The organism is Rossellomorea vietnamensis NBRC 101237 (assembly GCF_001591825.1).
Taxonomy (GTDB): Bacteria; Bacillota; Bacilli; order Bacillales; family Bacillaceae_B; genus Rossellomorea; species Rossellomorea vietnamensis.
Window position 1 is genome coordinate 68,480 of sequence record NZ_BCVQ01000016.1, and the last position, 18,036, is coordinate 86,515.

The 18,036-nt window shown below is 42.2% G+C and carries 17 protein-coding genes; 13 read left to right on the plus strand and 4 right to left on the minus strand.

Annotated features, from left to right (window positions below):
- Positions 1 to 8: 8 nt before the first annotated feature.
- From BVI01S_RS10750 to BVI01S_RS10765, 4 genes are all read left to right on the plus strand, one after another.
- Positions 9 to 1,832, plus strand: a complete 1,824-nt coding sequence (locus BVI01S_RS10750; RefSeq protein ID WP_061810131.1) for an ABC transporter ATP-binding protein — start codon at positions 9 to 11, stop codon at positions 1,830 to 1,832.
- A 241-nt stretch (positions 1,833 to 2,073) separates the two neighbouring features.
- Positions 2,074 to 3,411: a cytochrome ubiquinol oxidase subunit I gene (locus tag BVI01S_RS10755; RefSeq protein ID WP_061810132.1), complete on the plus strand. Its 1,338-nt coding sequence runs from the start codon at positions 2,074 to 2,076 to the stop codon at positions 3,409 to 3,411.
- 60 nt (positions 3,412 to 3,471) lie between these two features.
- Entirely contained in the window at positions 3,472 to 4,485 is a 1,014-nt protein-coding gene (locus BVI01S_RS10760) for a cytochrome d ubiquinol oxidase subunit II (protein ID WP_034756060.1), read from the plus strand.
- Between the two features lie 102 nt (positions 4,486 to 4,587).
- Complete coding sequence (locus BVI01S_RS10765) at positions 4,588 to 5,247, plus strand: potassium channel family protein (RefSeq protein ID WP_034756057.1); 660 nt, start codon at positions 4,588 to 4,590, stop codon at positions 5,245 to 5,247.
- A 44-nt stretch (positions 5,248 to 5,291) separates the two neighbouring features.
- Here BVI01S_RS10765 and rnjA read toward each other — a convergent pair whose 3' ends face one another.
- Both rnjA and BVI01S_RS10775 read right to left on the minus strand, forming a co-directional pair.
- On the minus strand, positions 5,292 to 6,959 hold the full coding sequence (rnjA, locus tag BVI01S_RS10770) for a ribonuclease J1 (protein WP_034756055.1): 1,668 nt from the start codon (positions 6,957 to 6,959) through the stop codon (positions 5,292 to 5,294).
- 3 nt (positions 6,960 to 6,962) lie between these two features.
- The gene (locus BVI01S_RS10775) at positions 6,963 to 7,169 is read right to left on the minus strand and encodes a DNA-dependent RNA polymerase subunit epsilon (RefSeq protein WP_034756052.1); all 207 of its coding nucleotides are present in this window, start codon (positions 7,167 to 7,169) and stop codon (positions 6,963 to 6,965) included.
- A gap of 649 nt (positions 7,170 to 7,818) precedes the next feature.
- On the opposite strand from BVI01S_RS10775, the gene BVI01S_RS10780 reads away from it, so the two are divergent.
- Positions 7,819 to 8,592 carry a Cof-type HAD-IIB family hydrolase gene (locus tag BVI01S_RS10780; protein WP_167562112.1) on the plus strand — a complete coding sequence of 258 codons (774 nt, stop codon included), beginning with the start codon at positions 7,819 to 7,821 and terminating at the stop codon, positions 8,590 to 8,592.
- Between the two features lie 51 nt (positions 8,593 to 8,643).
- Here BVI01S_RS10780 and def read toward each other — a convergent pair whose 3' ends face one another.
- Positions 8,644 to 9,198, minus strand: a complete 555-nt coding sequence (def, locus tag BVI01S_RS10785; RefSeq protein ID WP_034756047.1) for a peptide deformylase — start codon at positions 9,196 to 9,198, stop codon at positions 8,644 to 8,646.
- Between the two features lie 325 nt (positions 9,199 to 9,523).
- On the opposite strand from def, the gene BVI01S_RS10790 reads away from it, so the two are divergent.
- The 5 genes from BVI01S_RS10790 (at position 9,524) to lpdA (ending at position 15,650) form a co-directional block, all read left to right on the plus strand.
- Positions 9,524 to 10,183, plus strand: a complete 660-nt coding sequence (locus BVI01S_RS10790; protein ID WP_244886927.1) for a YkyA family protein — start codon at positions 9,524 to 9,526, stop codon at positions 10,181 to 10,183.
- A 464-nt stretch (positions 10,184 to 10,647) separates the two neighbouring features.
- The gene (gene pdhA / locus BVI01S_RS10795) at positions 10,648 to 11,763 is read left to right on the plus strand and encodes a pyruvate dehydrogenase (acetyl-transferring) E1 component subunit alpha (protein ID WP_034756042.1); all 1,116 of its coding nucleotides are present in this window, start codon (positions 10,648 to 10,650) and stop codon (positions 11,761 to 11,763) included.
- Positions 11,764 to 11,766: 3 nt separating this feature from the next.
- Positions 11,767 to 12,744, plus strand: coding sequence for an alpha-ketoacid dehydrogenase subunit beta (locus BVI01S_RS10800; RefSeq protein ID WP_034756039.1), 978 nt, complete (start codon positions 11,767 to 11,769; stop codon positions 12,742 to 12,744).
- A 154-nt stretch (positions 12,745 to 12,898) separates the two neighbouring features.
- Positions 12,899 to 14,236: a dihydrolipoamide acetyltransferase family protein gene (locus BVI01S_RS10805; RefSeq protein WP_061810134.1), complete on the plus strand. Its 1,338-nt coding sequence runs from the start codon at positions 12,899 to 12,901 to the stop codon at positions 14,234 to 14,236.
- A gap of 4 nt (positions 14,237 to 14,240) precedes the next feature.
- Positions 14,241 to 15,650, plus strand: a complete 1,410-nt coding sequence (lpdA, locus tag BVI01S_RS10810; RefSeq protein ID WP_034756034.1) for a dihydrolipoyl dehydrogenase — start codon at positions 14,241 to 14,243, stop codon at positions 15,648 to 15,650.
- Positions 15,651 to 15,757: 107 nt separating this feature from the next.
- Here the strand turns inward: lpdA and BVI01S_RS10815 are convergent, their stop codons facing one another.
- On the minus strand, positions 15,758 to 16,150 hold the full coding sequence (locus BVI01S_RS10815) for a hypothetical protein (protein ID WP_061810135.1): 393 nt from the start codon (positions 16,148 to 16,150) through the stop codon (positions 15,758 to 15,760).
- Between the two features lie 290 nt (positions 16,151 to 16,440).
- Between BVI01S_RS10815 and BVI01S_RS10820 the strand changes: the two genes are divergently transcribed.
- The 3 genes from BVI01S_RS10820 (at position 16,441) to BVI01S_RS22180 (ending at position 17,945) form a co-directional block, all read left to right on the plus strand.
- Entirely contained in the window at positions 16,441 to 16,689 is a 249-nt protein-coding gene (locus BVI01S_RS10820) for a hypothetical protein (protein ID WP_034756031.1), read from the plus strand.
- A gap of 65 nt (positions 16,690 to 16,754) precedes the next feature.
- Positions 16,755 to 17,594: a polysaccharide deacetylase family protein gene (locus BVI01S_RS10825; RefSeq protein WP_061810136.1), complete on the plus strand. Its 840-nt coding sequence runs from the start codon at positions 16,755 to 16,757 to the stop codon at positions 17,592 to 17,594.
- Between the two features lie 231 nt (positions 17,595 to 17,825).
- The gene (locus BVI01S_RS22180) at positions 17,826 to 17,945 is read left to right on the plus strand and encodes a GapA-binding peptide SR1P (protein ID WP_082051137.1); all 120 of its coding nucleotides are present in this window, start codon (positions 17,826 to 17,828) and stop codon (positions 17,943 to 17,945) included.
- Positions 17,946 to 18,036: the final 91 nt, after the last annotated feature.

Here is an 18,036-nt window from a genome sequence, read left to right on the forward strand (position 1 = left end):
GAAAGGGTTTGAACGAAAAAAAGAAAGTGAATAAAACCATTCTGAGCAGGTTCCATTACTCAACCGATCAAGTGATCGATAAGCCATTCAACTGGGAACAGCTCTACCGGCTACTGACATATTTAAAACCATATTCTAAAAAATTGTTGCCTTTGTCAATCATCACCGTTCTGATCACAACGGCTGTCCGTCTGATCATTCCGATCCTGATCGGGGTGTACACACTCGATAAAGCGATCAGGCAAAAAGATGAGAATCTACTCTTTACCCTTGTGGGAGTCATAGCGGGACTATACGTACTGAACTATATAGCCAATGTCCTCAGGATCAAATGGATGAATCAATTGGGGCAGGGAGTCATCTATGACCTCAGAAAACATTTATTCAGTCATGTCCAGTGGCTTTCCCATCGTTTCTTTGATCAGCGTTCGGCAGGCTCGATCCTTGTCCGGATCATGAATGATATCAATTCCCTGCAGGAGCTTTTCACGAACGGTGTCATCAATCTGTTGATGGATATCATTCTGCTCATCGGAATCATCGTGATACTCTTTACGTTAAGTCCGGAACTCACACTTGCCGTCATGGTCATTTTGCCTATCATGTTCTTTATCTCTACAAGCTTACGCAAAAAAATACGCAAGTCCTGGCAGGTGGTAAGGCTCAAGCAATCAAAACTTAACTCTCATTTAAATGAAAGCATCCAGGGGATCAGGGTGACACAATCCTTCACCCAGGAAAAAGAAAATATGGCCTTCTTTGATGGAGTCAACACGGAGACCTTCGATAGCTGGAGAACGGCCACAAAGAAAAATGCCATGTTCCGTCCACTGGTGGAATTAACGAATGCCATCGGAACGGCCGTCCTGATTTGGTTTGGGGCCCATCTCATACAAAATGGATCACTGGAGCTTGGTGAATTCGTCTCATTCGCATTCTATCTCGGTATGTTCTGGGAGCCGATTTCAAGACTCGGGCAGGTGTATAATCAGCTGTTGATCGGGATGGCTTCATCCGAGCGAATCTTTGAATTCCTCGATGAACAACCGATTGTAAACGAAAAGGAAAATGCCTTGAATCTGACCGATATCAAGGGAAGAATCCAATTCGAACATGTTGAATTCTCTTATGATGACAAACGTAAAGCACTCAGGGACATCAATCTGGAAATGAAAGCCGGGCAAACCGTTGCACTCGTAGGACATACGGGTTCTGGGAAGACGACCATCGCGAATCTCATCAGCCGATTTTACGACCCGACAAATGGGGTGGTAAAGATTGATGGAGTGGATCTACGGGATGCCTCTGTTTCCAGCTTGCGCAGTCAAATCAGCATCGTCCTGCAGGATACATTCATCTTCTCTGGAACGATCATGGATAATATCCGATTCGGACGCCCGGGTGCATCCGATGAAGAGGTCCTGAAGGCAGCCGAAGCCATCGGGGCAAACGAATTCATCGAAAAATTATCCAACGGTTACGAAACGGAAGTCGAGGAACGGGGAAATGTGTTGTCTGTAGGTGAAAGACAACTATTGTCCTTCGCACGTGCCCTTTTGGCAAATCCTCGCATCATCATCCTGGATGAAGCGACAGCATCGATCGATACAGAAACAGAAGTTAAGATCCAACATGCATTGAAGAAATTACTGAACGGCCGTACAGCGATCATCATCGCCCACCGCCTTTCCACAATCCGTGAGTCCGACAATATTTTTGTCCTTGAAAATGGCAGAATCAAAGAGTCTGGAAATCACGACGAATTGATGGAACAGGAAGGAGACTATTTTGAACTGGTGAAGTCACAGTTCAGGATGTTGGATGCGATGTGATATGAAGTATTAAGGTCCCCGCACTGGTGTGTGGGGTTTTTTTTGTGGAGTGGTGGCGGTGAAACGGTTTCGTACCCAGTTGGAGAAACTAAACCGCAGAAAACTTTGTGAAAAACGTCACAAAATATTCATTGTTCAATACTTCACAAACTTACCCGTAGGTTTTATAATGAACAATAAGTGATAAACAGTAGGAAAGAGCTGTTTACGATAAAAAGTAATTCGGTAGGGGGAGTAAAGAATGGTTTTGGATAGTGTGATTTTAAGCAGGATGCTCACGTCGACAACCCTTGCATTCCATATTATTTTTGCAACGATTGGGGTAGGGGTTCCGGTTATGATATCCATAGCGGAGTTCATGGGGATCAAACGAAATGATCCTCATTACCTTTTGCTGGCACGAAGATGGGCAAGGGGATTTACGATTACGGTGGCTGTCGGGGTGGTGACCGGGACTGCGATAGGGCTTCAGCTGTCCTTGTTATGGCCATCGTTTATGCAGGTCGCCGGACAGGTGATTGCCCTGCCTTTATTCATGGAGACTTTTGCGTTTTTCTTTGAGGCCATCTTTTTGGGGATTTATCTTTATACGTGGGATCGATTCAATAATAAATGGATTCATTGGCTTCTGACGATACCGGTGATGATCGGTTCTTCGGCTTCAGCACTATTCATTACGACGGTGAACGCGTTTATGAATACGCCACAGGGATTTGAATTGGAAAATGGAAAAGCAATCAATATCGATCCGATTGCAGCGATGCTGAATCCCGCAACACCAACCAAAGTGTTTCACGTGCTGACGACGGCATACTTAACATCTGCCCTCATACTGGCAGCTATCACAGCATTTGCGATCCTCCGTAAAAAGGGAGGGGACTACCATAAGAAAGCCCTCCGTTTAACGATGGTATCTGCGTTGATTTTCGCTTTTGGCTCTGCTCTCGCAGGGGATTTGTCGGCCAAGTTCCTGGCTGAATATCAGCCTGAGAAACTTGCGGCTGCAGAGTGGCATTTTGAGACGGAAGAGAATGCTGATTTAATCGTTTTCGGGACGCTTGGTGAAAACAATGAAGTCCATAATGAGATACGATTACCAGGTTTCCTGAGCTTCCTGGCGGGAAGTTCGTTTGATACAGAGGTCATCGGCTTGAATGAATTTCCGGAAGACGAACGGCCGCCTTTATGGGTCCATTATCTGTTTGATTTGATGGTGTCCATCGGGTTTTACAGTATCTTCATTGCCGGGGCATTCATCGTATTCTGGAAGTGGAAAAAAAGGAATGAATGGAATAAAGGATTGCTATGGGGGATTGTTGCGAGTGGACCGCTTGCGATGCTTGCCATCGAATTTGGCTGGATTTACGCTGAGGTCGGACGGCAGCCGTGGATTTTGCGTGGTTATATGAAGGTGGCGGAAGCGGCAACAAAGGCAGACGGGGTTGGCTTGACGTTCGCGCTTTTTGTGGGTCTCTATATACTCCTCGGCATCCTGTGTGTCTTTGTATTGATTAAAATGTTTAAAAATAAGCCGGCAGAAGCTGAGTTGGAACAACGCTTTCCTAAAAAAGCGAGTTAGCATGATGAGGCTCCTTATAAAGAAGGGGCCGATTGATTTTGTTAAGGGGGAGGAATGAATATGAGTTTGGAAATCGTGGGGATCACCGTCCTGTGGATTTTCCTATATGGTTATCTGATAGTGGCTTCGATTGATTTTGGAGCCGGCTTCTTCGCCTTTTACGGTAGGATGAAAGGGAAAGAGCATACGTTAAATGTGTTGATCAGTCGATATCTTTCTCCTGTATGGGAAGTAACGAACGTCTTTTTTGTCTTCTTTTTTGTCGGTTTGGTGGGTTTTTTTCCTGACGCGGCCTATTACTACGGGACAGCATTATTGCTTCCGGGGAGTATCGCGATTATATTGCTTGCCATCAGGGGAAGCTTTTATGCTTTCGGAAACTATGGTTCCAAAGACAATATCGTTTACTTGTTTTTATACGGGGCAACAGGGTTACTGATCCCGGCTTCCCTGTCTACGGCATTGACCATTTCTGAAGGAGGCTTCTTGGAAGAGCAGGGTAATAAGGTCGTATTCCTGGCCCGTGAATTGTTTACCAGTCCTTATTCATGGAGCGTGGTCGTCCTGTCCATCGTATCGGTCTTATTCATCAGTGCTACATTCCTGACCTATTATGCCAATCGTGCGGGGGATATGGATTCAAGAGAAGAACTGAGAAAGTTTTCATTGTTCTGGAGCCCGCCGACGATTTTAGCGAGTTTACTGGTTTTCGTATCTTTAAGAGAACACAATCCCGAGCATTTCAATAGCGCCATCGAGATCTGGTGGATGTTCGGATTATCCCTTATCTGCTTTCTTGGTGCTTCATTTTTTATCTATAGGAGAAGGAATTTTGGCCTGGCATTCATCCTGGTCATGCTGCAATTCTTCTTTGCATTCTTTGGCTATGGGGCATCACATTTACCATATATCTTGAAACCTTTTATCACGATTGAAACGGGTGTCACGAATCCAACGATGGGGATGGCACTGGTCGTAGTCTTTATCGCAGGACTGTTATTGCTGATTCCCTCACTTTATCTCTTGATGAGACTTTTCTTATTTGATGCGGATTATGTTAAGGGGAACAAGTGACGAGTTGGAACTTGAATGAAATACAAAAAAGGAAAGGGAGAAATGTCATTTTCTCCTTTTTTTTATGCTAAAATATAGATTATAGAGACTGCGGGGGGATACATGGTGAAAAAAGAGTTTGTAGTTATTGGCTTGGGCCGATTTGGCGGCAGTATCGTACGATCATTGACGGATCAAGGCATGGAGGTCATGGCCATCGATCAGGATGAGGACAAGGTGAATGAATTTTCTTCCATTGCTTCACATGCGGTTGTTGCGGATTCAACCGATGAATCCGTATTGAAGAGTCTGGGGATCCGTAATTTCGATCATGTCATTGTTGCGATTGGAGATGATATCCAGTCCAGTGTACTAACCACATTGATGTTAAAGGAAATCGGCGTCAAGAAAATTACCGTGAAAGCACAAAATGATTATCATGAAAAGGTCCTTCGTAAAATTGGGGCGAACCAGGTCGTTCATCCGGAGAGGGATATGGGAAGAAGGATTGCTCACAATATCATTTCAAATAATGTACTGGATTATCTGGAGTTGTCAGATGAACATTCAATCGTAGAGATTGTAGCGAGTGAACGTCTGAGTGGAAACTCCCTTATCGATTTGGATATCCGTGCTCAATTCGGAATCAACATCGTGGCGATAAAGCGGGAAAAAGATATCATCGTTTCCCCACAAGCCGATGAACAGATCCGGGTTGGGGACATCCTTATTGTCATCGGTGCCGATACGGATATTAACCGGTTTGAAAAAAAGGTACTATAAAACGCAGAAGAGGCTGACCCATTTGGGTCAGCCTCTTCTGCGTTTTATACTTCCATGATGATCGGTAGGATCATCGGGCGACGTTTCGTTTTTTCATATAAGAATGGAGCAAGTGTATCTGTGATTTCATTCTTGATTTCTGACCATTGGGATGTTCTTCTTTCAAGCACTTTGTTCAAGTGTTTAGAAATGAGCGTTTGCGCTTCATTGATAAGGTCGCCTGATTCACGCATGTAGACGAATCCTCTTGAAATCAGGTCCGGGCCGGAAGCGATCTTGAAATCTTTCATGTCGATGCTGACAACGACGATCACAAGACCTTCTTCTGATAGGATGCGGCGGTCACGAAGGACGATATTACCGATGTCACCGATTCCGCTTCCATCGATATAGACGTTTCCAGAAGGGATCTTCCCTGCTACCTGTGCGGAGTCATTGCTTAGTGCAAGGACTTCACCGTTATCCATGATGAAGCAGTTTTCCGGTTGGACGCCACAATCGACACCGAGTTCGGCGTGCATCTTCTGCATACGGAACTCACCGTGTATCGGCATAAAGAAGGTTGGATTCATCAGGCGAAGCATCAGCTTCATCTCTTGCTGTCCACCGTGACCGGATGTATGAATATCACTTAATGGTCCATGAATGACTTCTGCACCGGCACGATATAAAAGGTTGATCGTACGGTTGACACTGATTGTGTTCCCCGGAATTGGTGAAGAAGAGAAGACAACGGTGTCACCAGGCTGAATCTGGATTTGACGGTGGGTACCGTTTGCAATCCTTGATAATGCAGCCATCGGCTCACCTTGGGAACCTGTACATAGAATAGCCACTTCATTCGCTGGAAGGCGATTGATCTGGTTATGTTCAATGAATGTATCCTTAGGAGCGTTGATATATCCTAATTCTTGTCCAATCGTGATGGCTGCTTCCATACTTCTTCCGAAAACAGCAACCTTTCTGTTATGGAACACTGCTGCTTCGACCACTTGTTGAAGACGGTGAATATTCGAAGCGAATGTAGCAAAGATGACCCTTCCGTCCACTTTACGGAAAATATCATTGATGCTTTCCCCGACTTTACGTTCCGACATCGTGAAGTTTGGAACTTCAGCATTTGTACTGTCAGACAGTAGGCATAGAACGCCTTCTTTTCCGATCTCAGCCATTTTGGTTAAGTTCGCGGGCTCACCAACCGGCGTGAAATCGAATTTGAAGTCACCTGTATGAACAACATTTCCAGGTGGTGTTTTGACAACGATACCGTAAGAATCCGGGATACTGTGTGTTGTTCTGAAGAAGGTTACAGATGTTTTGCGGAATTTCACAACATCATCTTCCTGGATGACATTTAATTTCGCATTGCGTAATAACCCGTGCTCTTCCAGCTTATTCTTAATAAGACCAAGGGCAAGTTTCCCACCGTATATTGGGATGTTTAACTCTCGAAGTAAATAAGGGATTCCTCCGATATGGTCTTCGTGTCCGTGAGTGACGAAGAGTCCCTTGATTTTATCTGCATTCTTCACGAGATACGTGTAATCAGGGATTACATAATCGATACCGAGCAGTTCGTCCTCAGGGAATTTGATTCCTGCATCGATCAGGATAATTTCGTCTTGGAATTGTACGCCGTATGTGTTTTTACCGATTTCACCTAAACCGCCAAGGGCAAATACAGCGGTTTGGTCATTCTTTACAAATTTCATTAATTATTGCTCCATCTCGAAAGAATGGTGGTTTTTTTCATACTCTAAAAAAGCGCCCTCAAGCTTTTGTACGAATTCGATGTTATACGGTTTGTCTTTTAAATTCAGGCGTACTTCACGTTCTGATTCTGCTTCCATGTAAAGAGATTGAGTGCATTCGCGAACAGGCACTTCTGCTTTACTTTCTTGATAAAATACTTTAAAAATCATTTTTCTCTCTCCTTATCCGTTTTCAAAAAATCTAACTTTCATCTATGATAAAAAAGTTATCAACTACATTAACATTAACTTATATAATAGCCTATCATTTCTATAGGAACGAATCATTCAGTTATGTATGTATTAAATTATATAGGATTCTCCCGTGTAAATAAAGCTTTTGAATAATCCTGTACTAAATCATGACAATAGAAGAGGGACCAATGCCAATGGAGGAAAAGCTCACTAGTGGCGTCAGTCCCTTATTCATTGTGCAATTGTATGTCAGTATATCCGATTGTCATGGATTCTAATAGTGTTTCCCCAAAAAATCATTTCACGAGAAACAGAGGGATTATGCAATCGTCTTTTTTCTAAGCAATTCTTTCCACTGTTTTAAAAGCTTTTTCCTGAGCTTCTTTAACATGGTGGATCACTCCTTATTAATAGTTTACCGAGATTTACCTTTGAAGTAAAGGAACAATAATACGGACGTCTCTGTTGTGTTACTTATATTGTACGGAATTTATGGAATCTCTTACATGGTTAAGTTTGGTAAATGGTTCTGTCTGACTGTCTTCATTGACATTTTCCGTGTAAAGGATTACCTTATACAACGGGTAAAATAGAATCGCAATTGAATATTGAGAAAAGGAGAACGATCATGTCTAAAATAGTTTTCTTTGATATAGACGGCACGCTGCTTGATCACGATAAAAAACTGCCACAGGCCACAAAAGAAGCCATTCGTACACTGCAGGCAAACGGAACGTATGTTGCGATTGCGACTGGGAGGGCCCCATTTATGTATGAAAGTCTAAGAGAGGAATTGGGAATCGAGTCCTTCGTATCGTTTAATGGGCAGTATGTGGTTTTTGAAAATGAAGTGATCTACACGAATCCTCTGCAAGTTGAAACGTTGGAGGAATTATTGGAGGATACGTATACAAAGGAACATCCAGTCGTTCATTTGAATCACGAAACGATGAAAGCGAATCATAAGCACCATGACTATATCGAGAAGAGTATGAACAGCCTGAAGTTTCCCCACCCGGGATACGCTCCGGATTTTTATAAAGGAAGGGACATCTATCAATCCCTGCTATTCTGCACAAAGGAAGAAGAGAATTTTTACCGCGAGAAATATAAGGATTTCACGTTCATCCGCTGGCACCAATTCTCCATGGACATTCTTCCGAAAGGTGGTTCAAAAGCAGAGGGAATCAAAAAGATGATCGCGAAGCTTGGGTTCAACATGGAAGATGTCTATGCTTTCGGGGATGGACTGAATGATATCGAGATGATTCAATCCGTCGGTACCGGTGTTGCAATGGGCAATGCCGTGCAGGAAGTCCAAAAACACGCAAATCTGATTACAAAGCACGTGGATGATGATGGAATCTACCACGGATTGAAAGAACTCGAATTGATCTAGGGCATGCCAAAAAAGACTCCCACAGATATCTGTGGGAGTCTTTCTTTGGGTTTATCGTTCAATGGCAAGGGCATCAGGGATCGGCTCAAAAGGATTGGCAGGATTGATATGGTCATAGAACATGATCCCATTCAGGTGATCGATCTCATGCTGGAACACAATGGCCGGGAGACCTTTGAGGCGAAGTTTTACTTCATTGCCGTCCACATCCCAGCCCCGTACAGTCACTCTGGCATATCGGGGGACAAAGCCTGGTACGTTCCGATCGACGGATAAACAACCTTCCCCGGAAGTTAAATAGGCTTTTTCTATGGAATGGCTGATGATTTTCGGATTGAATAATGCGTAGCTGTATAATTTCCCCTGATTGTCTGTAACGTTGACGGCAAGCATCCGTTTTGAAACATTGATTTGGGGCGCTGCAAGGCCGATACCGGGTCTCAATCCATATTTGGCAGCCGTTTCAGGATCCTGGCTGTTTATTACATATTCCAATAAGCTTCTCAGGATTTCCCGGTCTTCTTCGGATGGCGGGATGGGCACTTCCTTAGCTACCATGGTTAATGTGGGGTGACCCTCACGGATGATGTCATTCATCGTAATCATTGTTTTTCCTCCTAGGATACATAGAGATAGAAACAGCTGGCCCCGTCAGGACACAAAAAAGACAGGGCCATCCAAATTGATCCCTTCTCTACTTTACGTATTAAGATTCTCTATTATGTATGGTACTAGTTTATCATTTTCCTTTGAAAAAGTTAATGAATGAGATTTGATATTAACAGGAATACCCGGCGGCAAATAGACATAATGATTTTAATAGGGGGAATAGTCCAATCGACATTTTTTTCCACAGTTGTAAATCCCTATTGTCAAAAGATGTAGACATAGATATAGTAGAAGGTGGTAAATAGTTAAGGGGGATCTAGTTGTGTCGAAATTTCGTTTTGCTTTCATTTTAGGAGCCGCTATTTTTGTATTAATGGGGTGTGTCGGTGGTTCTACACCTGAGGAAGATGTGTATAAGGTTCTTGAAGAAACAGTGGCCAAAGAAAGTCAATATGAGAAAGTTCAGAAGCCTCTTCAAGAGTTGGAAGAAAAGGAACAAGAAATCTATACGAAAATCATGGATCTTGGAATGAAAGAGTTTGACCAGATTGTAAAGCTTTCCGATGAAGCTCTGGACAACATCGATAAGAGAAAAGAGAATATCGAAAAAGAACGTGAGTCCATGAGTGCAGCAAAGAAAGAGTTTGCCAAAGCAGACGAATACATTGATGAGTTAGAAAGTGATGATCTTAAAAAAGATGCGAAAAAGCTGAAACAAACGATGGAAGAACGTTATCAGCTGCATGAAAAGCTTACAACTTCTTACTTAGAGGCCCTTTCTCTTGATAAGGAACTATATAATATGTTCAAAAAGAAAGACCTTACGATGGAAGAGCTTGAGAAGCAAATTTCCTCTATTAACGAACAATACGATAAGATAGTGAAGTTCAATGGGGACTATAATGCAAAAACAGAGGAATTCAATAAACTTAAACAAGAATTTTACTCAAAGGCAGAACTTGATGTCAAAGAGTCCGAATAAACAGGTACATATAAGATGAAGGGAGGCGAAAGCCCACCTTCATCTTTTTTATGTTTTAAAGCTGTTCGATGGCTTCTTACTCTATAACAGATGAGTTATAAGGATATGTTTATATATAACAGAGTGTTTCCAGGTATTAATACAGTTTTGAAAATTTATGGTAGATCGTTACAAAAAGATTGGAAAGAAACAAGAATTTATAATACTTTGTCGTTGACTAACTGATTTTTAATATTGTAAACTAGGATAGGTATTCATGAATTGTATTAGTCGATAATAATTTTTGACTGGTACAGATAAACTCGAATGTAATTTCGGGTTTTCTTTCTTGGTGTTTGTGGAAAACTACTTATAGTGTGTGTTTTTCCACAGGTACTGTGGTAGGTCATACTGAATTTGGGTAATCTAAACTATGTATGTAAAAAAACCAAAATAAATGTATAAAGAAAGGATAGGTGACTTCGATGGCTTCTAAATCAAAGAAGGCACAATTCGATGCAGTTAAGACGCTCGAACAAATTGAAGACAAGTTTGAAATGTTCCAAATTTTGAACGAAGAAGGCGAAGTAGTGAACGAAGATGCTATGCCGGAGATCTCTGATGAGGATCTACAGGAGTTAATGCGTCGCATGGTTTACACTCGTATTCTAGATCAAAGATCAATCTCACTGAACCGTCAGGGACGATTAGGTTTCTATGCACCAACAGCTGGACAGGAGGCATCTCAGATTGCTTCTCACTTCGCACTTGAGAAGGAAGACTGGATCCTTCCTGGATACCGTGATGTTCCACAAATCATCTGGCACGGTCTTCCACTTGCGAAAGCATTCTTATTCTCACGAGGACATTTCCAAGGTAACCAGGCTCCAGAAGGTGTAAATGTATTATCACCACAAATCATCATCGGTGCTCAATACATTCAAACTGCCGGTGTGGCACTTGGCCTTAAAAAACGTGGTAAGAAAGCAGTTGCCATTACGTATACAGGAGACGGTGGATCTTCACAAGGTGACTTCTATGAAGGAATCAACTTTGCAGGATCTTATGCAGCTCCTGCGATCTTCGTCGTACAAAACAACCAATTTGCAATCTCTACTCCTCGCGACAAGCAAACAGCAGGACGCACGATTGCTCAAAAAGCGGTTGCTGCAGGTATCCCTGGTATCTTAGTCGATGGTATGGATCCTTTAGCGGTTTATTCTGCCACTCTAGAAGCGCGTAACCGTGCAGTGAATGGGGAAGGTCCTTCACTTATCGAAACACTTTGCTACCGCTATGGTCCACATACAATGGCTGGTGATGATCCAACTCGTTACCGTACATCAGAAATGGATACAGATTGGGAAAAGAAAGATCCATTGGTACGTTTCCGTAAATTCCTTGAAGGTAAAGGGTTATGGAGTGAAGAGAAAGAAAACGAAGTGATCGAAGAAGCAAAAGAAGATATCAAAAAAGCGATCAAGGAAGCAGATTCAGCTCCTAAACAAAAAGTGACTGACTTCATCAACAACATGTATGAAGAACTTCCTTATAATCTAAAAGAACAATTAGAAATCTACAAAGAAAAGGAGTCGAAATAAGCCATGGCGCAAATGACAATGATTCAAGCGATCACTGATGCACTGCGCACAGAACTACGCAACAACGAAGACGTTTTAGTTTTTGGTGAAGACGTAGGTCTAAACGGTGGTGTATTCCGTGCAACGGAAGGGCTTCAGAAAGAATTCGGTGAAGACCGCGTATTCGATACTCCACTAGCAGAATCAGGAATCGGTGGTTTAGCAATCGGTTTAGCATTAGAAGGGTACCGTCCAGTACCGGAAATCCAGTTCTTCGGTTTCGTATACGAAGTAATGGATTCAGTAAGCGGACAAATGGCACGTATGCGTTACCGTTCAGGTGGTACGTATACATCACCTATCACAATCCGTTCCCCATTTGGTGGTGGAGTACATACTCCAGAACTTCATGCGGACAGCTTAGAAGGTTTGATGGCTCAACAACCAGGTCTTAAAGTGGTTATCCCATCAACTCCATACGACGCTAAAGGACTATTGATTTCATCCATCCGTGATAATGACCCTGTCATTTTCTTAGAGCATATGAAATTATACCGTTCATTCCGTCAAGAGGTTCCTGAAGAGGAATACACAATTGAACTTGGTAAAGCAGATGTTAAACGTGAAGGTACAGACCTTACGATCATCTCTTACGGAGCTATGGTACACGAATCACTGAAAGCTGCAGATGAGCTTGAAAAAGAAGGTCATTCAGTTGAAGTAATCGATCTTCGTACTGTAAGTCCACTGGACATTGACACGATCATGGCATCTGTTGAGAAAACAAACCGTGCCATCGTGGTTCAAGAAGCTCAAAAGCAAGCGGGAATCGCAGCGAATGTAGTGGCTGAAATCAATGACCGTGCGATCCTTAGCCTAGAAGCTCCGGTTCTTCGTGTAGCGGCGCCGGATACAGTATTCTCTTTCTCTCAAGCAGAGCCTATCTGGTTACCAAACCACAAAGACGTCATCGAAACGGCGAAAAAAGTACTTAATTTCTAATTGGAAGGAGCTGAGAAGCTCCTCCATTGATAGATAAGTGAAAACAGAAGGGCATGCCACCCTTCTCTTTTCCAATTATAGATATAAGAAATAGAGACAGATATAACCAAACATTCATCTATATATTCATTATTCAATACAGGAGGTCGAGTCCATGTCATTCGAATTCAAATTACCAGACATTGGTGAAGGTATTCATGAAGGTGAAATCGTCAAGTGGTTTGTAAAGCCAGGCGATAAAGTGGAAGAAGACGATGTACTATGTGAAGTGCAAAACGATAAAGCTGTTGTTGAGATTCCTTCTCCGGTAGCAGGAACGGTTGAAGAACTTCTTGTTGACGAAGGTACAGTAGCCGTTGTAGGAGATACTCTTATCAAGTTCGATGCACCTGGTTATGAGGATCTGCAATTCAAAGGTGGAGAAGAAGATAAGAAAGAAGAAAAAGCTGAAGAGAAGACGGAAGGTCAAGTTCAAGCAACTGCAGAACAAGGCCAGGACGTAAAGAAAGAAGCTTCTCCAGAAGCTGCCGAAGAGAAATCCGATGCGGAAGTTGACCCTAATAAGCGAGTGATCGCTATGCCTTCAGTACGTAAGTACGCAAGGGAAAACGGTGTTGAAATCCGTCAAGTGTCAGGTTCAGGTAAAAATGGACGTGTCGTGAAGGAAGATATCGATGCATTCCTAAGTGGAGACACCAAGCCTGCTTCTACCCAAGAAGAAGCGAAAACGGAAGAAAAAGCGCCAGCATCAGAATCTAAACCGTCTGCACCTAAAGCTCCTGAGGGTGAATACCCAGAAACACGTGAGAAAATGAGTGGAATGCGTAAAGCGATTGCGAAAGCAATGGTGAACTCAAAACATACAGCTCCTCACGTAACGTTGATGGACGAAATCGATGTAACGAAACTTTGGGCCCACCGCAAGAAGTTCAAAGAAGTTGCAGCTGAAAAAGGTGTGAAATTGACTTTCCTACCTTACATCGTCAAAGCATTGACAAGTGCATTACGCGAGTATCCAGCTCTGAACACATCGATTGATGATGCAACAAGCGAAATCGTACAAAAACATTATTACAATATCGGTATCGCGGCTGATACGGATAAAGGTCTATTAGTACCGGTTGTGAAAAATGCAGACCGTAAGTCCATGTTCTCCATTTCAAATGAAATCAATGAACTGGCTGGAAAAGCACGTGATGGTAAACTTTCAGGCGATGAAATGAAAGGTGCATCTTGCACAATCACGAATATCGGTTCTGCCGGCGGACAATGGTTCACTCCGGTCATCAACCATCCAGAGGTTGCCATCCTTGGTGTTGGACGCATTGCAGAAAAACCTGTGGTTAAAAATGGTGAAATTGTAGCGGCACCTGTGTTAGCATTATCATTGAGCTTCGATCACCGCATGATTGACGGAGCTACTGCTCAACATGCACTTAACCACATCAAGCGTTTGTTGAACGATCCAGAATTATTATTAATGGAGGCGTAATACAATGGTAGTAGGAGATTTCCCAATTGAAACAGATACAATCGTAGTAGGTTCAGGTCCCGGAGGATATGTAGCTGCAATCCGTGCAGCTCAACTTGGACAAAAAGTGACAATCATCGAAAAAGAAAACATGGGTGGAGTATGCTTGAATGTTGGCTGTATCCCATCCAAAGCTCTTATCACAGCAGGTCACCGTTTCCATCAGGCGCAACACTCTGATGATATGGGGATCGTCGCTGAAAACGTAAAAGTGAATTTCGATAAAGTTCAAGAATGGAAAGCTGGAGTCGTTAAGAAATTAACAGGCGGTGTTGAAGGACTTCTTAAAGGGAATAAAGCTGAAATCGTTCGCGGTGAAGCTTACCTGGTAGATGCCAATACATTACGTGTCATGGACGACAACTCGGCTCAAACATACAAGTTCAATAACTTGATCCTTGCAACTGGTTCACGTCCGATTGAAATCCCAAGCTTCAAATTCTCTAAGCGCGTGCTTGATTCTACTGGTGCACTTGCATTGGAAGAAATTCCAAGCAAGCTTGTTGTCATCGGTGGAGGGTATATCGGAACCGAGCTTGGTACTGCTTATGCCAATCTTGGATCTGAAGTAACGATCTTGGAAGGTGCCGACGATATCCTTAGCGGATTCGAAAAGCAAATGACATCTGTCGTGAAAAAAGAGCTTAAGAAAAAAGGCGTTGAAGTTGTAACGAAAGCTATGGCTAAAGGCGTTGAAGAAAGTGACAGCGGAGTCGTTGTGAAATATGAAGTGAAGGGCGAAGAGAAATCGGTTGAAGCTGATTATGTTCTAGTAACGGTTGGCCGTCGTCCAAACACAGATGAAATTGGTCTTGAAGAAGTTGGAATCGAGATGACAGACCGCGGAGTTATCAAAATCGATAAACAATGCCGTACGAACATCCCGAACATCTTTGCGATCGGTGATATCGTTGATGGACCACCACTTGCTCACAAAGCTTCGTATGAAGGTAAGATCGCTGCAGAGGTTATCTCAGGAGAGCCAGCAGAAATCGATTACCTTGGTATCCCTGCTGTCTGCTTCACAGATCCTGAACTTGCAACAGTAGGTTATTCAGAAGCAGAAGCGAAAGAAGAAGGCATTGAAGTAACTGCTGCCAAATTTCCATTTGCAGCAAATGGACGTGCTTTGGCTCTTAATGCAAGTGATGGCTTTATGAAGCTTGTCACTCGTAAAGAAGACGGTTTAATTATTGGTGCTCAAATTGTTGGTTCTGGTGCATCTGACATGATCGCTGAATTAGGACTTGCAATTGAATCCGGAATGACAGCTGAAGATGTTGCCATGACGATTCATGCTCACCCGACTTTAGGTGAAATTTCTATGGAAGCAGCAGAAGTTGCAATGGGAAGCCCGATTCACATTATCAAATAATAGGCATGACAAAAGGATGATCCCTATGATGGGATCATCCTTTTTATTATGGAAAAGAAAAGGATCGAAGCCTACAAGGCTTCGACCCCCGATGATTATTTCATGCATTATTGTTCCCAGGTTTGAATGGCTCTGGAAACAGGCTTGATTATGTTTTCTTTAGATTTATGCCCCTCCACTTTACATACGATCTGATTGTCCTCTACCACAACGATGGCAGGAGAAGCGGGTGGAGTATCAGCGATATCATTTGTCGTCTTCGTGTTTAAACTGACAACCTTTAGTTGCTTAAAGTGATCCGGGTATAGTTTTTTAAGCTCAATGATGGCATCGTAGTATGGTATTTCCCTCGAAACATTTCTTTCATCCGTAAAAAAAATCACCTGTTTTTCTATAAATTGATCTTGTGCTAAAACCACTTTATTGGATGAGATGTCATCACACGAAGTCAAAATCAACATAGTGGAAGTAAGTATCGCAAAAGCTAATATATGTTTCATACATCATCCTCTTTTCTTAAACGATGCTATGAACGTGGAGTTATAAATGTATAAATGAATTACTATTTAACGTATCTTACGTCACATTTTATCATAGGGAAAAATGAAAAAGCGCCAAGTCATAAAAATGTTACAAAATTGAAAAGTCATACATAATGAAAGTCATCTCAAAAGAATATACTATGTTAATACCATGCTTTTGATTGAAATAGATATAGAAGAGCCATCCGAGAGTTTTTATTATAGTGGGGCGGGTAAATGTAAATAAATCTATTAAAGGATGTTTTATCATGAAATCGTACATCGCTTTTTTGGTCCAAATGATTTTATGGAGCGTGTTTTCAATAGCTGAATGGATTTCTGAAAAAGATCATATAGAATATAAATGGATTATGTTTGTCCTGTTTTTTTACCTTGCCTTTATGGCTGCAAGGAAGATCGTTCAATCAAGGAGGCTTACGCTGTTCATCACTTCATTCAGTCTGTCATGCTTTTTTGTTTTTAAAATGGCGTTTGAAAATATATTGGAAATATTTTAATTCTTTCCCAGATTCCCTTTAGAATATGTTAAAATATTCAAAGTGAATACGGAAAGGTGAGAGACATGAAAAAGATTTTAGCATCCGGATTAACCCTCCTGCTCCTGACTGCTTGTGGAAGTGAACAAACGGGATCCAGCCATGAAGCGGAAAAATCTAACCAGACTGAAGTGAAAGAAGCGGATCAGACGCAAAGTGAAGGACCGGAAACGGAAGTATCGGAAAAGGAAACACACGAGAAGGAAGAACCTGCCAAAGAAGTGGTGCAGACCAAGGATTACAAGATAAATGAGGCTAATTGGAGCATCGAACCAATCGATAAAGCCAATCCTAAAGTGGTCCTCCTGACGATTGACGATGCACCCGACGAACATGCACTTCAAATGGCTAAAGACCTAAAAGAGTTGAAAGCACCAGCCATTTTCTTTGTGAACGGTCATTTCCTTGATACGCCTGAGGAAAAAGAAACGTTAAAAAAGATTCATGATCTTGGATTTATGATCGGGAACCATACATATAGTCACAGTAGTTTGAGAGATCTTTCTCCGGAAGAGCAAAAAGAGGAAATCGTCTCTGTCAGTGACCTTGTGGAATCCATCACAGGGGAGAGGCCACAATTTTTCAGGGCTCCTTTCGGACAGAATACGGACTACAGCCGCGAGCTTGCAGCTGAAGAAAAGATGTCCTTGATGAATTGGACTTATGGATATGACTGGGAAAAGCAATATCAAACGAAAGCAGCCATTACAGATATCATGATAAACAGTCCATATTTGAATGACGGAGCAAATCTCCTCATGCATGATCGTACATGGACGAGTGAAGCGTTGAAGGACATTGTGAACGGCCTTCGTGCAAAGGGATATGAAACCCTGGATCCCCACAGGATTAAAACAATAGAATAATAAAAAAAGATGCATGGATGAATCACTTCATTTATGCATCTTTTTTTATTGAATCCTACATATTCCGGAAAGCCCTTACATACACTCTTATGATTAAAAGTATGATTGATTGGGAGGATAAAAACTTAAATATGTTATACAATTTAGGCTTGATATTTTAAATGTGTTATATTATTATAGAAGCAGATAAGATAAAGCGTTTACAAAACCACTTAAAGGAGAGGAAAAAAGATGGGAACAATTGTATGTCAATCATGCCTAGGTACTATTGAGCATTATGAAGATGAGAAGGTTTCTGTTTTATTCTCTAACTGTTGTGACTGCAACGACGATAAAGAATTAGATGATTAATGCCTGCTAAGGGGAGCGGGTATGAATAGCGTCTTGAAGGGGTTCTTATAAATAAAGAATAAAAAGGATGAAGAAGGGTCCCCTTCTTCAT

Coding starts and splice junctions, on each gene's coding strand:
- BVI01S_RS10755 (WP_061810132.1), top strand. CDS start 2,074: ATGGTTTTGGATAGTGTGATTTTAAGCAGGATGCTCACGTCGACAACC.
- BVI01S_RS10760 (WP_034756060.1), top strand. CDS start 3,472: ATGAGTTTGGAAATCGTGGGGATCACCGTCCTGTGGATTTTCCTATAT.
- BVI01S_RS10765 (WP_034756057.1), top strand. CDS start 4,588: ATGGTGAAAAAAGAGTTTGTAGTTATTGGCTTGGGCCGATTTGGCGGC.
- rnjA (WP_034756055.1), bottom strand. CDS start 6,959: ATGAAATTTGTAAAGAATGACCAAACCGCTGTATTTGCCCTTGGCGGT.
- BVI01S_RS10775 (WP_034756052.1), bottom strand. CDS start 7,169: ATGATTTTTAAAGTATTTTATCAAGAAAGTAAAGCAGAAGTGCCTGTT.
- def (WP_034756047.1), bottom strand. CDS start 9,198: ATGATTACGATGAATGACATCATCCGTGAGGGTCACCCCACATTAACC.
- pdhA (WP_034756042.1), top strand. CDS start 10,648: ATGGCTTCTAAATCAAAGAAGGCACAATTCGATGCAGTTAAGACGCTC.
- BVI01S_RS10800 (WP_034756039.1), top strand. CDS start 11,767: ATGGCGCAAATGACAATGATTCAAGCGATCACTGATGCACTGCGCACA.
- BVI01S_RS10805 (WP_061810134.1), top strand. CDS start 12,899: ATGTCATTCGAATTCAAATTACCAGACATTGGTGAAGGTATTCATGAA.
- lpdA (WP_034756034.1), top strand. CDS start 14,241: ATGGTAGTAGGAGATTTCCCAATTGAAACAGATACAATCGTAGTAGGT.
- BVI01S_RS10815 (WP_061810135.1), bottom strand. CDS start 16,150: ATGAAACATATATTAGCTTTTGCGATACTTACTTCCACTATGTTGATT.
- BVI01S_RS10820 (WP_034756031.1), top strand. CDS start 16,441: ATGAAATCGTACATCGCTTTTTTGGTCCAAATGATTTTATGGAGCGTG.
- BVI01S_RS10825 (WP_061810136.1), top strand. CDS start 16,755: ATGAAAAAGATTTTAGCATCCGGATTAACCCTCCTGCTCCTGACTGCT.
- BVI01S_RS22180 (WP_082051137.1), top strand. CDS start 17,826: ATGGGAACAATTGTATGTCAATCATGCCTAGGTACTATTGAGCATTAT.